This window comes from Candidatus Chloroploca asiatica, assembly GCF_002532075.1.
GTDB classification, from domain to species: Bacteria; Chloroflexota; Chloroflexia; order Chloroflexales; family Chloroflexaceae; genus Chloroploca; species Chloroploca asiatica.
In genome coordinates, this window is sequence record NZ_LYXE01000170.1 from 17,167 (window position 1) to 31,527 (window position 14,361).

Here is a 14,361-nt window from a genome sequence, read left to right on the forward strand (position 1 = left end):
GTGCCAGGCCAGTTTCCTCTTGATGTCGCCCAACTCCAGGCGCTTGTAGCCCGTTACCCAACCCCATTCTATCTCTACGATGCAGCAGGGATGCAACGCTCGGCCCGGGCCTTGCAACAGGCGTTTGCCTGGGCACCCACCTTCCGTGAGTTTTTTGCCGTCAAAGCCACGCCCAATCCCCATATCCTGGCCCTGCTGGCCGCAGCGGGTTGCGGGGCCGATTGCAGTTCATTGGCCGAACTCGTGCTGGCTGAACGGGTGGGTTTAAGCGGTGAATTGATCATGTTCACCTCGAACACGACCCCCGCTGAAGAGTTTATCCAGGCGCGACGGCTCGGGGCGTTGATCAACCTCGATGACCTCAACCACCTCGCGTTTCTGGCCCACCACGCTGGCCTGCCTGCGATCCTCTCGTTTCGCTATAACCCGGGTGCGCAACGCACCGGCAATGTGATCATTGGCCGCCCCGAAGAGGCGAAATTCGGTGTCACCCGCGACCAACTCTTTGCCGGCTATGCCGCCGCCAGGGATCAGGGCATCCGGCGCTTTGGTCTCCATACCATGCTTGCCTCGAACGAACGCGAGCCGAGTTATTTTGTCGAGACCGCCCGCATGCTCTTTGAGCTTGTCGCTGAACTGAGTGCAAGCCTGGCGATTTCATTCGAGTTTGTCAATCTTGGGGGCGGCATCGGCATTCCGTACCGCCCCGAAGAAGCGCCCGTTGATCTGCATGCCCTTGGCGCAGGCATCCGTGCCGTCTACGAGGCCACCTTTGACGGCACAGGGCTGCCACGACCGGCCATCTTCACCGAATGCGGCAGGTTGATCACCGGGCCACACGGCTACCTGATCGCCTCGGTACGCCACATCAAACAGACCTACCGCACCTACGCGGGCCTCGACGCCTCGATGGCCAACCTGATGCGCCCAGGGATGTACGGAGCATACCATCACATCACGGTACCGGCGAAAGCCCACCTGCCCAATGCTACGCTCTACGATATCACCGGATCGCTCTGTGAAAACAACGACAAATTCGCCATCCAGCGCCCCCTACCAACGCTCGCCCCAGGCGACCTGCTCGTCATTCACGATGCCGGTGCGCACGGGCACGCCATGGGTTTCAGCTACAACGGCAAACTCCGCTCCGCCGAGCTCCTGCTCGAAGCAGACGGACAGATCCGCATGATCAGGCGCGCTGAAACGATTGAGGATTATCTACAAACGATCGTTTAGGGCTAACGTAAAGGGTTGCTACGAACGAAGGAGGACTTCTGGAAAAAACTGGCAGTGGTGGGCGATACTGGACTCGAACCAGTGACCTCATCCGTGTGAAGGATGCGCTCTAGCCAACTGAGCTAATCGCCCGCAGTGACGCGAAGTATACCATACGCGCCGGGGACGCGCAAGTAAGGCCGAAGCACGCGCTAGGGCGATTGCATCATACGAAACCGGATACAACGGGGCACCCGCAAGGGGCGCCCGTACCGGGGCGGGGGCCGAATCCGGTGTAGGGGCACCCGCAAGGGGTGCCCCTACAGGCTGGGGGCCGGGCCCGGTGTACGGGCACCCCTTGCGGGTGCCCTGGCGTACAGGCCGGGGGCCGGGCCCGGTGTACGGGCACCCCTTGCGGGTGCCCTGGCGTACAGGCCGGGGGCCGGGCCCGGTGTACGGGCACCCCTTGCGGGTGCCCTGGCGTACAGGCTGGGGGCCGGGCCCGGTGTACGGGCACCCCTTGCGGGTGCCCTGGCGTACAGGCTGGGGGCCGGGCCCGGTGTACGGGCACCCCTTGCGGGTGCCCTGGCGTACAGGCTGGGGGCCGGGCCCGGTGTACGGGCACCCCTTGCGGGTGCCCTGGCGTACAGGCTGGGGGCCGGGCCCGGTGTACGGGCACCCCTTGCGGGTGCCCTGGCGGGGCGCGTCCTTCGGCCCATCTTTCCATGACCATCGTCACCCCGCTGTGATGACGATCGACACTCATCACGCCCCCCTGGCACGCTGTATCATACCAATGACGATAAACGCGTTAGACTCAACCGGAATTGGCATCATATCCATGCCGAGAAGGCTAAAGCTCATTGACAGGAGGTTCACTGATGACGCAGGCACCGGCAATGCCCGACGTTTCGCCAATGCCCCAGGCTTCCGCTCGCCCTGTGGCCGAGACTGAACGCATTGCGACGATTGATATCCTTCGTGGATTCGCGCTCTTTGGCATTCTGACGGTCAATATGTATCTGTTTAGTAATCCGTTTCAGAATTATTTGCTCCCGCTCGACCCGAATATGCCCTGGTATGATCGGGTTGGCCTCTGGTTGGTGCATTTTCTGACCGAAGGCAAGTTTTATACGCTCTTTTCGCTCTTGTTTGGCCTGGGTTTTGCGCTTCAGCTTCAGCGCGCTCGCGCACGCGGCGGCAAGTTCTGGACGGTCTATATGCGTCGGTTGCTGGTGCTGCTGGGGTTTGGCCTTGTTCACGCCTTTTTTATCTGGATCGGCGATATTTTGGTCCTCTATGCGCTGCTCGGGTTTGTGCTTTTGCTCTTTAGCAAGGTCAAACGCCCACGTACCTTGCTAATCTGGGCTGGCATCTTTCTGGCGATCCCGCAAGTGCTTAGTCTGGCGCTCGCTGCCCTGATCGAGTTTGGCCGCACTGTGCCCGAGGCTGCTGTCCAGATCGAGGCGGCGTTTGTCGAGCAAGAAGCGATGTTTGCCCAAGAGGCTGAGCGTGCGCGCGAAGTCTATCAAACGGGCTCGTTTCTGGAAATCACGGCCCAGCGCGCCCGCGATCTTCAGACGATGTGGCTTGGTACCCTCACGATGGCCCCGACGGTCCTGGGGATGTTTCTGATTGGGGCCTATTTTGGCAAACGCGAGATCTTTGCTGATCTCGCGGCCCACGCGACGCTCTTCCGTCGCCTGGTGATCTGGGGCTTTCTGATCGGTATTCCTGCTAATCTCTACTATGCTTTTGCGATCATGCAGGTCTCGCGGACGATCTTTGGCTGGGATCTGGCCTTTGCGAATCTCGCCCTGGCGATCGGTGGCGTGGCTCAGTCGCTCGCGTATCTCGGTAGCATCACGCTGCTCTCGCGCCGTGATCCGTGGCAGCGCCCCCTAAGTGCGCTCGCCCCCGTTGGGCAGATGGGCCTGAGCAACTATCTGTTGCAGTCGATCATTGCGACCCTGATCTTCTACAGCTATGGCCTCGGTTTCTTTGGGCAGGTTGGGGCGGCAGCAGGCTGGCTGATCGCCATTGCCATTTATGCCACCCAGATCCCGCTGAGCCACTGGTGGATGCGGCGCTTCCGCTACGGCCCCGCCGAATGGCTCTGGCGTACGCTGACCTATCTGCGGTTGCAACCAATGCGTCGCTAGGCTACCTCACAACTGTCCCACGTCCCCCCACTGCGCCAGGCGCGCCATATACGCCGGATCATCATAGCGGCGCAGGTCAAAGGCAGGGGCATACGCGGGCAGGCTGGCCCCGACGACGTGAGCCGCGACCAACTCGCTCGCGCCACACGCGGCCATCAGCCCAAATCCACCAAGTGCGCCGATGAGGTAGGCCCCCTCAACCGGTAGGGGGCCTACCAACGGGCGGTTTTCGCGGGTGCGGGTGTAGTACCCACCATCAATATAGCTCTGCGGCAGACGTTCGAGGTAAGCTGCTAGCCCCGGAATGAGCGTCGCCATGCCTCGCAGCACCACTTCGCTCACAACGGGATCGACCGGTAGAGGAAAGATTGGCTCGACCGGGGTTGTGTGGTAATCCCAGAGCAAGAGCAGCGTTGTCGCGCCGGGGCCGCCTTCGGGCCTCCCGTGGGCCCCGGCAGGCAACGGGTCAAGCAGCCAGCGCAACGCGGGATCCTCCGCCAGTGCTTCGCGCTCTTCGGTCGCCCACGGCAACACGACCGGATCGTTCAGGATCAGCAGCGGTGCGTCACGGGGTACAATGCCAAGCTGGTCGTTGAACGAGAGCTTGAGGTGCAATTCGTTGTAGATCGGCAGCTTCAGTCCAAGCATGGCGCCGATCGTCTGCTGGAGCGGGCCGGCCGCGCTGACCAGGGCACGCGTAGCGATCTTCGTCGTGCCGCCATTAGCCAGATCCACCTGCACCCCGCGTACTGCCCCGCCCACCACGTCAACACCAGACAAGTGCCCACGGAGCAATTGCACCCCGGCGGCACGGGCTTGCTCAAGCATCAACATGCCAAGCTGACGTGCGCTAAACCAGCCGGCCCGTCGCACATGCAACGCGGCAACAGCCTGCTCAGTCACATACGGAAAGTTCCTCTGCAACAACGCACGGTCAAGGATCATATCGGCACCATCAGGCTGATCGGCAAACCCATGCGCCGACGCAGGCACATACGGCACGCCCGTTCCACCAGCACCATGCACGCGCAACGGTCCAGCCCCAGCCGCACTGACCTGCTGCGCACTCGCGTGCAACTGCTCGGCCCCCACCGGATCCAGCGTGACATAAAGATAGCCACGCCGGTTGAGCAAAAGCGCATGATCCGACGCCAGCGCCTCCAACCGATCAAGACTCCGGTTCATCAACGCCACCATCGCCTCATCGGGCCACCAGTTCCGATACGCCTCACTCGACTTATCACTCGTCAGCGCCAACGGATCGCCCTGTTCCACCAGCACAACCCCACGCACCCCGTGGGTCACCGCCAACTCATAGGCCGTCGCAATCCCCGCAATCCCCGCCCCACAAATCACCACCTCAGCCGACGCATCATGCATCACCCACCACCTCTGCGCCTCCGCGCCTCTGCGTTCAACCCACCCCGCTATTGTAACGCAGCAACGCCAAGACGCAGGGCGATGGCAATCTTCCGTGTATGCACCCCACCAGGGCACCCGCAAGGGGTGCCCCTACACCGGGCCCGCCCCCACCCCGGTACGGGCACCCCTTGCGGGTGCCCCACCCCGGTACGGGCACCCCTTGCGGGTGCCCCCACCCCGGTACGGGCACCCCTTGCGGTGCGGGCGCCCCACCCCGGTACGGGCACCCCTTGCGGGTGCCCCCACCCCGGTACGGGCACCCCTTGCGGGTGCCCTTGCGGGTGCTTGACAGCCCCCGCACTCTCACGCATAATTAAAAACACAGCCAAACATCACCTACACCAGCGTTCGCAGACGAGTAAGCACGTGATCGTGCATTGCTGTGTGTTGACATGGAAAAAACTACAAAAAGGAGCCAATGATGGATCCGAAAACGACTGCGGTGGTCTTGATCGAGTTTCAGAACGACTTTACGTCGGAGGGTGGAACGCTTCACGATGCGGTGAAAGGGGTCATGGCCCAGAACAACATGCTCGCCAACGCGGTTGAACTGGCAACCCAGGCCCGCGAGCTTGGCGCAATCGTCATTCACGCGCCCATCAGTTTCGCCGAAGGCTATCCCGAGCTGCCCACCGAGCCCTATGGCATTCTCAAGGGCGTCGTTGATAGCAATTCGTTTCGCAAGGGCACCTGGGGGGCGCAGATCATTGACATTATGACACCCCACGCCGGCGATCTCGTCGTCGAGGGCAAGCGCGGGCTCTGCGGCTTCGCCAGTACCAACCTCGATTTCATCCTGCGTCAGCGCGGCATCAAGACCGTCGCCTTGGCTGGTTTTTTGACCAACTGCTGCGTCGAGTCAACGATGCGCACCGCCTACGAGCTTGGGTATAACGTGATTACGCTGACCAACTGCACTGCAACCCTCAGCCCCGAAGAACAAGCAATGGCAACAACCAAAGACTTCCCCATGTTCTCGCGGCCAATGACGCACGACGAATTCCTTGCGGTCCTTGGTGGCGGCGAGGTAGTCGCTGCCGCAGGGCGCGGCTACGAGGCGTAAGATCATGCCAAGAGGAAGCGGCCAGCTACAGCTGGCCGCTTCCTCTTGGCATGATCAAGGCGAGAACCCTCACAAAATGCCGAGCAACCAGGTCGCCAGCGAGAAGTAGATCAAGACCCCGGCAATATCCGAGAGCGACGTGATCAAGGGCCCACTGGCCGTCGCGGGATCCATGCCAAAACGACTCAAAATAAAGGGTAGCACCGTTCCGATCAGGCTGCCGACAATAACAATGATGATCATCGTCAGCGAGACCACCAGCGCTACCTCGGATCCAGTGCGGAAGAAAGCGACCAGCCACACAGCCACAGCCATCGAGATGCCAAGCAGCGCAGAAACCAGTACCTCCTTGCGCAACGAACGCGCCCAGTCACTCATCTTGATATCGCCCATCGCCATCGCTCGCACCATCAGGGTCGCCGATTGCGATCCGGCATTGCCGCTACTCGCGATCAGCAATGGCAGAAAGAAGACCAGTGCTACCACTGCCGCAATCGTCTCCTCAAATGCTGCAATAATCGCCCCCGAAAAAATATTCACAAAAACCAACACAATCAGCCACGGCGCACGCTTCATCACCAGTTCGCCAATGCCCGTTTCAGAATAGCTTGCCCGCAGCGGGGCCACCGCCGCGCTCTTGTGGAAGTCCTCGGTTGTCTCTTCGTCAGCGACGTCGATCAGGTCATCGAAGGTGACAATGCCCACCAGCACCCCATCCGAGTCAACGACGGGTAACGAGGCCAGGTCATAGCGACGCAACGCTCGCACCGCCTGCTCACGGTCGTCAAAGGCCGAAAGCACAATATAGGCCCGATCCATAATCTGTTCGACCGTCTGCTCTGGCTCGGCCATAATGAAACGCCGCAGATCAATCGCATCAAGAAAGCGCCAGCGCGTATCAGTGACATAGATCGTATTGATCGTTTCACTGTCGCGCCCCCGCGTCCGAATATGATGCAGCGCCTGCGCAATCGTCCAAGTAGGGCGAACCGCGACATAGTCGGGGGTCATCAAGCGCCCGACACTCTCTTCGGGGTAGCCGAGCAACTGACGCGCTTCACGCAGATCCTCAGGGCCAAGCAGATTGAGTAATTTCTGCGTCGCCTGACCCGGCAACTCCTCAAAGAGTTGCGTCCGGTCATCAGGGCTCAGATTCGCCAGCAAATGCCGGGTCTCTTCGCTGTTCAACTGGGTCAAAAGCTCGTTCTGCTGGTCGGTATCAAGGTGGGTAAAGACTTCACTTGAGATCTGGCGTGGCAGCAAGCGAAAGACGACCATCTGCTCGGTGGGGTTCAATTCCATCAGCAGATCGGCCACTTCAGGCTCGGGCCAGAATGCAAGCATGGCACGCAATTCGGCCAGTTGGCGGTCAGCAACGAGCGTGCGGACATCCTCAACATTGGTGCTCGGAAACGTGGTCATGGTTCCCCCCCGCTATATGCATGCAACATGCACTGTTGTGTGCCGTGTGCAACGTGACAGAAGCATGGCGCGGGGTCGGCACAAAGGCCAGCCAGAAGCAGATCGCCGGTACAACCGACTCCAGAGGGAATAAAAAACCCGGTGGAGCAACGCTCACCAGGTCTGAGGCAACATCAGGGGCATGCAGTCATCAGCACACGCCCACCGTGGAGGCACAGGCAGGGAGAGCGATTCTCAAGGCGGTTGTATGCGCGACACCGCGCCGCCGTGAATGACTACTAACGTCCATATTCCTTCCCGATAAACGAAATGCCCCTCACAAACACATGTGGGGGGCATCAGCACAAGAAAAGCTGATGAACTCCCCCCTGGTTGAGCTTAAGCGTTCCCACAACGTAGCAGTCGTGCTGCAGTCATCTTAACACATCCCTTAAGCCGAGAAGTGCCGTGTACCCCTGAGCGTCTCTCGACGGGCCGGGGCAATGACCTTTGTTTGTGGGAGCGCCGCGCCTAACGAAGGAGCATCGCTGCATATTTCACTCTCTATGGCCAAATTGTATGCCTGCGAGGGTGTTTTGTCAAGCACCTGTGCTGGCGACAACCTCTGTCTATCTCGCCCGCGTGTGGTGCATAATGCCAGCAAAGCTGGCATTATGCACCACACGCCAAAGCATACTCCTGGACGGCGAGGTAGACGGCTCGCGGGGTGCCGTCAGGGGCCACAAAGTTCCAGGCATCCGGGTACGAGCGCGTCGCAAACGGTGTGCTGTGTTGCCACAATGCAACTGCTTCCAGCCACGGGTAGTTGCGCGCCTGCTCGTACATGGCAATCGTCCAGCGTACGCGGTCAGCCGGGCGTACCGCGGCACTCCAGCGCGGATGGTCGTTGTAGCCCCCTTCGGTGATGATGAGGCGTTTGTCTTCGTCACCAAAATGGTCAAGCATCGCTCGTACCAGTTCGATGCGCCGAAAGTTGACCCGCTCAGGCCCCGGCGCTGCATCCGGCGGCTCTTGGCCACCATACGCATGCACGGCCCACATATCAAAGTATGGCCCCGCTTCGGCATCGTACAGTGAGGCTAGGTATTGCATGTCATCCATCCGACTTGCGCCATCTTCCAGCGAGGTTCCCGGCGAGAGTGCCCCGGCAATAATGATTGCCTCTGGGGCAACTGCTTTGACCGCCGGATAGACGACTTTGAGCAAGGCGGCATAGGCGCCAGGATCCGGTGGACGCTCGCCCCATTCAAAGCGGAGGTTCGGTTCGTTCCAGATGATCAGGTGCCGTACGCCCAGCGGTGCGTAGCGCTCGGCAAAGGCGGCGACGTAGGCCGCATAGTCGTCGTAAAACGCGGGATCGAGGTAGCGGTCGGTCGTGTTTGCTGGCCTCGCCCAGCTTGGCACTAGGTCGAGCCGGGCAACTACGGTTAGCCCCTGACGCCGCGCATGCTCGATGACCAGATCCGCGCCGACCCAGTCGTAGCCGTATCGTGAGCGCGGTTGCACATATGCCCACGGAAAAAGCTCGACAATCCACGGCGCTCCCATCTCGCGTACCTGCTCCAACGCACCGCGAATATAGGCCTCGTCACCAATGCCCGTAAGCCGCGTGTGCAGGCCAATGCGATCATTGCACGTAACGACGGTCTGCTGTGGGGGAAGATCGAGCACCCGTGGACCACGGAGATGCAGAAATTGAATGAGTAGCAGTGCTACGAGCAAGACTACCGCAATGCCGCGAACAATGAGCATAAGCATACCTTGCGCCAGATTCTTAACCGTGATATAACGGTAATAGGCGACCGTTTTAGATAAGAGATTAGTATTGAAAGAGCACCTACGATGCGTGTGATTATAGCCGGTGCCGGGCCAGCCGGAATGGTTGCGGCCCGCAATTTGATTGACCGTGGTCACGAAGTTATTGTACTGGAAAAGCGTGATGTCCCGGGTGGCAAAGTTTCTGCCTGGCAGGATGCCGACGGCGACTGGATCGAGTCGGGTCTCCATGTCTTTTTTGGAGCCTATCATCATCTCCTTGGTTTTCTTGATCGTTATGGCCTCGGTGATACCTTTAATTGGAAGCCCGCCGAGATGATCTTTGCCTCTGAACGCCACGGCCTCGCGGGGATTAGTTTTGTGCCCTGGCTGCCGACGCCGCTCAATGGGTTGGCCGGCGTCGCCAAATTCAAGCCACTGACGCTCGGCGACAAGGTGCGCATGGGCCTTGGTTTGATCCGCCCGATCTTCGGCGACCAGTCCTATGTCGATCAGCAAGATAATGAGAGTTATGCCTCGTGGCACCTGCGTCACGGGATGGGCCAGCGCTCGCTCGATGAGGTGATGCATACGATGGCCCTGGCGCTCAACTTTCAACGCGCCGATAAGGTCTCCGCCAAGCTTGCCTTGACGGCGATGCTCCACTTTGCCCACGAGAAGAATGCACCCAAAATGGCCCTCGTCAAAGGCTCGCCCGATATCAATATCTGGCGCCCCTTGATTGCGCAAATCGAGCAGTTGGGCGGTCGCGTTGAGCTTGGGCGCAAGGTGACTAGCATTGACTATGACGCCGAGACGAATCGGGTCATGGGTTTTGTCCTTGATGATGGCAGTACCATCACCGGCGATGTCTATATCTCGGCGATGCCCGTCCATAATCTGCGCAAGATCATTCCTGATCGGTTGCGCGAGTACGATTACTTCGCCAACCTCAAGCACCTCAAGGGTTCACCAGTCATTACGCTGCAACTCTTCTTTGACCGCCGGATCGCTGGGGTCGATAACCTGCTCTTTAGCGCCGGGACGCACCTGAGTGTCTATGCCGATATGGCGATGGTTGCGCCCGAATACCATAATGGCGGCAAGAGCATTATGCAGTTTGTGGTCGCACCAGCCGAAGACTTGATCAAATTGCCCGATGATGAACTGGTGCAGTTTGTGATGGAGGAGTTCCGTCGTTTGCACCCGATTGCCCGTGAGGCCAAGTTGCTCAAGCATACAATCGTCCGTATTCCCAATTCGGTCTACCAGGCGCTACCCGGTGTCGATAAGTATCGCCCCGACCAGGCTACCCCGGTCAGCAATTTCTTCCTGGCAGGCGATTATACCCGCCAGCACTTCCTCGCTTCGATCGAGGGCGCAACAATCAGTGCCGAACAGTGTGTCGAGCGCATCATGACGGCGATAAATAATGGTACACTGAACCCGGAACACGAAGCCATCGCTGCCGATTAGGGCGTCGGTCAACGATATGTTCTCTCATGCTCACGACCTGTGAGGACTGACGGGCGCTCACGCTCTTTCTCTTGGCGCTACTGGCCCGTGGGCCATGTGCTCTTTAGGGTGACAAAACACCCGCCCTGGTGGGAGGTCGGGCTTCTAGCCCGACCTCCCACCAGGGCAAGCATACTTCATTGGCGCTGAGGTAACTGATGCTGGCACCCGAGACGACTCTCCATGACCACTATCGCATCCTGGCGGTGGTGGCTGAGTATGATGATGAGGTCATCTATCGTGCGCTCGATACTCGTCATGCGCTGCGTGTGATGATCGCGCAATTGCCCCAGCCAGATGCCCATGCGTTGACTGATGTGCAAGCGCTGACAACCCAGATCGCCAGTGTCGAGGCTCCGATGTTGTTGCGCCTGCATGACCATTTTGTGCAGGGGGTTAGTTATTTTGTTGTGACCGATGACCCCGTTGGTCAGTCCCTCGATCAGGTTGCCCTCCAGCAAGATGGGCCGTTGCCTGAAGCTACGGTCCTTGCGTATGTTGAGCAACTATTAAACGGGCTCGATCATTTGCACAAGCACAGTCCGCCCCTGCTGGCAGGCGATCTGCGCCCAACTGATCTCTGGTCAGCCCTCGATGGCGGCCTCTTTCTGGCTCCGTTTGCGCTGGTGCGCCACGTCGGTCGCGACCGCTCGCCCTATCGTGCCCCCGAGTTGTACGATCTTCACGCTGAACCAACGATAACGAGCGATGTCTATGCCATCGGTGCCGTGCTCTATCAGTTGCTTACCGGATTGGCACCGCTTCCAGCCCCTGAGCGTCAGGCTGGTACAATGCTCGATGCACCACGGGTGATCCATCCCCGCGTTTCGGTGCTCGCCGAGCAACTGGTGCTGCGCTCGCTTGAACTCAAGCCCGTAAATCGCTATCAATCCGCCCGCGAGATGCGCAGTGCCCTCCATGCCGTACGCTTGATGGCCGGACAAACGCTCGGAGCCGTTGCGTCGGTCGAGTCAGTTCAGCCTCTAGGAGCAGTGCCGGCAAGCGCCCCCGTTCAGATGCTCGCCCCGGCGGTGCCTCCTGAAATCACCGGGCCGTTACCTCCTGCTCCCCCACCTGTGCTGTCCCCGCCGTCGTCTGGCACAACTCCATCCAGGCTCGCCTCTACTCAGTCGGCTGCCGATAGGTCGCATACGCTGCTACTTGCCCTCACAACGGCGCTCGTGATCATCGCTCTCTTTATCTGTGTGCTGGGTCTCTGGCTCGGTTTTCTGGTGTTGCGCGAGCGTACGGCGTTTTCAGGCTCAGACTCCGCAGCTCTTGGCACATCGGGCAGGGCAACCGGGGTGGTGGGTACCCCCGATCCTACCACAATTGCTCTCATACAAGCCGGGGCGAGCTTTACTCAGACCCGCCAGTTACGTGATGAGCGGGTCGGCGTGGTACTCTATTCGCCTGATGGTGCGCTGATCGCAACCGGGCTTGGCCGCACCGTTGAGTTGCGCACTGGTACGAATTTTGCGCCACTAGCTCGCCTCGAAGGGCACGTCGGTGATGTGAGCGCTCTCGCCTTCGCGCCCGATGGCCGTATCCTCGCCTCGGGTGCTCAGGATGATCCTCGAGTCTATCTCTGGGATGTGATGAGCCGTCGCCAGATCAGGCAATTCGAGGGGCATACTGGTTGGATTAGGAGCCTCGCCTTTTCACCTGATGGCAGCTTGCTCGCCTCCGGAAGCACCGATGCAACCGTGATGCTCTGGGAGGTTGCGTCAGGTCGGCTACTCGCAACGTTCAGCGGGCATCGCGACTATCTTGGCAATCTTGCCTTTAGTCCGGATGGCACCACACTCGCCTCGGCCTCGCGTGATGGAACGGTGCGAATGTGGGACGTAGCGGGTGGGCGCGAGCGCACTACCTTCGCTTATACGGGGCCAATCAATCCAACCAGCGGTGAACCCTACTGGCTCACCGGGCTTGCTTTTAGCCCCGATGGACGCCAACTTGCGGTTGGTTCAGTCAATGGCTCAGTCTATGTGCTCGAAGCCGCCACCGGCCAGCTTGTCTACGAATTGCAAGGCCATCAGAGTTGGGTGGGCATGCGTGGCGTAAGTTTCAGCCCCGATGGCACTACACTCGCCAGCGCAAGCCTCGACGGTAGCGTGCGTCTATGGGATGCCCGCAATGGGGCGAGTCGCGGCACCCTCAGCGAGCAGGGGTTGCAACTCTTTAGCCTGAGTTGGCATCCCGATAGCACTAGGCTGATCGCGAGTAGTGATACTGCCGGTGGGCTAACTGTGTGGGATATCCAGCAGGGCTTGGCTCAACAACACATTCTGTTGAGCCAAGGTGCCGTCATTGCACTCGCCTATGCCCCTGACGGCAGCCTCCTCGGTACCGGCGGCATCAACGGTATCGTGAACCTGCACCAGCTTGCCACTGGCCGCCAACAGACCCTCAGCGGAGGATCACCAACCGGCCAGTATCTGGCGCTGCTCAGTCCAACCCGCATGGTTGCGATCAATGAGGATGGCGCCCTCGTTGTCCTCAGCCTCGATGGTGCCAGTCATAACCGTCAACTCGCCGGTCTCGCTGGGCGCGCTGTGACCCTCGATGTGAGCGCCGATCGGCAGCGTATCGCCGTAGGCAATAATCGCGGCGAAGTCGTGATCTGGCACACCGACACCTTGGATGTCCAACAGACTCTCCGCGGCCTCAGTGGCACGGTGCTCGCCGTGGCCTTCAGTGATGACGGGCGCACGCTCGCAGCAGCCTCAAATACTCCCTCTGAACGCCCCGAGATCATGGTGTGGAATGTGGCGAGTGGGGTTCAACAAGGCCTCTTTCGTGGACACAGCGCCCCAATTACCGCCCTACGGATGATCGCCGGTCAGGATCTCGTGGCGAGTACGAGTCGCGACGGTACCCTCAAGCTCTGGCGCGCTTCAGACGGTGCTGAAGTGCGGTCAATCGAGGCCCCACCAGACGATGGCTGGTTCACCAGTGTAACCGTCTCTGCCGATGGCTCCCTGATAGCCACCGGTAGTCTTGCAGGCCGCGTCACCTTCTGGGAGACCGCCACGGGCACACCGTTGAACCAGATCGATCTGGCGAGCAGCGGGCCAATCCTCAATCTGCTCTTGCGTACCGATAGCCGTCAACTTGCCATTGCTACCCGTGATGCGGGCGTGCTCCTCTTTGAACCAGAGTTCTGATCCCACAGCGTTCGTTATTCCGCGTAGCGCTCCTCTTTCCACGGATCAGCATGATTGTTGTACCCGTAGCGCTCCCAGAAACCAAGCTTGTCATGGCTCAGAAACTCAAGCCCACGGAGCCATTTGGCACTCTTCCAGAAATATTTGCCCGGCGTGAGCAAGCGCAAAGGATAGCCATGCTCGGGGGTCAACTCTTCACCCTCGTACGTATAGGCCAGCAGCGCATCAGGGTGCAGCAGAACCTCCAGCGGCACATTGGCGGTAAAGCCGTATTCGCAGTGTGCAATGACATGTGTTGCCGTCGGCAACAGGGCCGGGATCGCCTGCAGAAAATCACTGAACCGAATCCCTCCCCACCGTGTATCAAGCTTGCTCCAACGGGTTACGCAGTGAATGTCGGTCACAATCTCGACCGTCGGCAAAGCCCGGAATTCAGCAAAGCTCAGCCGTGTGGTTGTTTCAAGCTCCCCCCACACACGCAGATCCCAATTCTGCTCCACATCAGGATATGAGGGAACATTGCCATAGTGCAGTACCGGGAATTTGTCAGTCACATACTGTCCCGGAGGCACCCTCCCGGCTTCGGCAGCACTATTCTGGTCATCCTGCTTTTTGTACGCTTTGAACATCGTCCCTC

The 14,361-nt window shown here is 59.8% G+C and carries 9 protein-coding genes, 1 tRNA gene and 1 riboswitch; of the genes, 5 read left to right on the plus strand and 5 right to left on the minus strand.

Going from position 1 to position 14,361, the window contains the following annotated elements:
• Positions 1-1,236: a diaminopimelate decarboxylase family protein gene (locus A9Q02_RS20210; RefSeq protein WP_216361568.1), complete on the plus strand. Its 1,236-nt coding sequence runs from the start codon at positions 1-3 to the stop codon at positions 1,234-1,236.
• Positions 1,237-1,291: 55 nt separating this feature from the next.
• On the opposite strand, the gene A9Q02_RS20215 is transcribed toward A9Q02_RS20210, so the two are convergent.
• A tRNA-Val gene (locus A9Q02_RS20215) sits at positions 1,292-1,368 on the minus strand.
• Positions 1,369-2,096: 728 nt separating this feature from the next.
• Between A9Q02_RS20215 and A9Q02_RS20220 the strand changes: the two genes are divergently transcribed.
• On the plus strand, positions 2,097-3,377 hold the full coding sequence (locus A9Q02_RS20220; protein WP_097654884.1) for a DUF418 domain-containing protein: 1,281 nt from the start codon (positions 2,097-2,099) through the stop codon (positions 3,375-3,377).
• A 6-nt stretch (positions 3,378-3,383) separates the two neighbouring features.
• Here A9Q02_RS20220 and A9Q02_RS20225 read toward each other — a convergent pair whose 3' ends face one another.
• A complete protein-coding gene (locus A9Q02_RS20225; RefSeq protein ID WP_097654885.1) occupies positions 3,384-4,757 on the minus strand; it encodes an NAD(P)/FAD-dependent oxidoreductase in 1,374 nt (457 codons plus the stop codon).
• A gap of 460 nt (positions 4,758-5,217) precedes the next feature.
• Between A9Q02_RS20225 and A9Q02_RS20230 the strand changes: the two genes are divergently transcribed.
• The gene (locus A9Q02_RS20230) at positions 5,218-5,862 is read left to right on the plus strand and encodes a cysteine hydrolase family protein (RefSeq protein WP_216361569.1); all 645 of its coding nucleotides are present in this window, start codon (positions 5,218-5,220) and stop codon (positions 5,860-5,862) included.
• 69 nt (positions 5,863-5,931) lie between these two features.
• On the opposite strand, the gene mgtE is transcribed toward A9Q02_RS20230, so the two are convergent.
• On the minus strand, positions 5,932-7,284 hold the full coding sequence (mgtE, locus tag A9Q02_RS20235; protein WP_097654887.1) for a magnesium transporter: 1,353 nt from the start codon (positions 7,282-7,284) through the stop codon (positions 5,932-5,934).
• A gap of 358 nt (positions 7,285-7,642) precedes the next feature.
• A riboswitch (M-box (ykoK) riboswitch) is annotated at positions 7,643-7,809 on the minus strand.
• Positions 7,810-7,935: 126 nt separating this feature from the next.
• On the minus strand, positions 7,936-9,036 hold the full coding sequence (locus A9Q02_RS20240) for a glycoside hydrolase 5 family protein (RefSeq protein ID WP_245860779.1): 1,101 nt from the start codon (positions 9,034-9,036) through the stop codon (positions 7,936-7,938).
• A 90-nt stretch (positions 9,037-9,126) separates the two neighbouring features.
• Between A9Q02_RS20240 and A9Q02_RS20245 the strand changes: the two genes are divergently transcribed.
• Positions 9,127-10,515: an FAD-dependent oxidoreductase gene (locus A9Q02_RS20245; protein WP_097654889.1), complete on the plus strand. Its 1,389-nt coding sequence runs from the start codon at positions 9,127-9,129 to the stop codon at positions 10,513-10,515.
• A gap of 197 nt (positions 10,516-10,712) precedes the next feature.
• Positions 10,713-13,724 carry a protein kinase domain-containing protein gene (locus A9Q02_RS20250; RefSeq protein ID WP_097654890.1) on the plus strand — a complete coding sequence of 1,004 codons (3,012 nt, stop codon included), beginning with the start codon at positions 10,713-10,715 and terminating at the stop codon, positions 13,722-13,724.
• A 14-nt stretch (positions 13,725-13,738) separates the two neighbouring features.
• Here the strand turns inward: A9Q02_RS20250 and A9Q02_RS20255 are convergent, their stop codons facing one another.
• The gene (locus tag A9Q02_RS20255) at positions 13,739-14,353 is read right to left on the minus strand and encodes a sulfite oxidase-like oxidoreductase (RefSeq protein ID WP_097654891.1); all 615 of its coding nucleotides are present in this window, start codon (positions 14,351-14,353) and stop codon (positions 13,739-13,741) included.
• Positions 14,354-14,361 lie beyond the last annotated feature (8 nt).

Excerpts from the sequence above, each read along its gene's own strand:
- A9Q02_RS20240 (WP_245860779.1), bottom strand. The coding sequence starts at position 9,036 with ATGCTCATTGTTCGCGGCATTGCGGTAGTCTTGCTCGTAGCACTGCTA.
- A9Q02_RS20220 (WP_097654884.1), top strand. The coding sequence starts at position 2,097 with ATGACGCAGGCACCGGCAATGCCCGACGTTTCGCCAATGCCCCAGGCT.
- mgtE (WP_097654887.1), bottom strand. The coding sequence starts at position 7,284 with ATGACCACGTTTCCGAGCACCAATGTTGAGGATGTCCGCACGCTCGTT.
- A9Q02_RS20250 (WP_097654890.1), top strand. The coding sequence starts at position 10,713 with ATGCTGGCACCCGAGACGACTCTCCATGACCACTATCGCATCCTGGCG.
- A9Q02_RS20245 (WP_097654889.1), top strand. The coding sequence starts at position 9,127 with ATGCGTGTGATTATAGCCGGTGCCGGGCCAGCCGGAATGGTTGCGGCC.
- A9Q02_RS20255 (WP_097654891.1), bottom strand. The coding sequence starts at position 14,353 with ATGTTCAAAGCGTACAAAAAGCAGGATGACCAGAATAGTGCTGCCGAA.
- A9Q02_RS20225 (WP_097654885.1), bottom strand. The coding sequence starts at position 4,757 with ATGCATGATGCGTCGGCTGAGGTGGTGATTTGTGGGGCGGGGATTGCG.
- A9Q02_RS20230 (WP_216361569.1), top strand. The coding sequence starts at position 5,218 with ATGATGGATCCGAAAACGACTGCGGTGGTCTTGATCGAGTTTCAGAAC.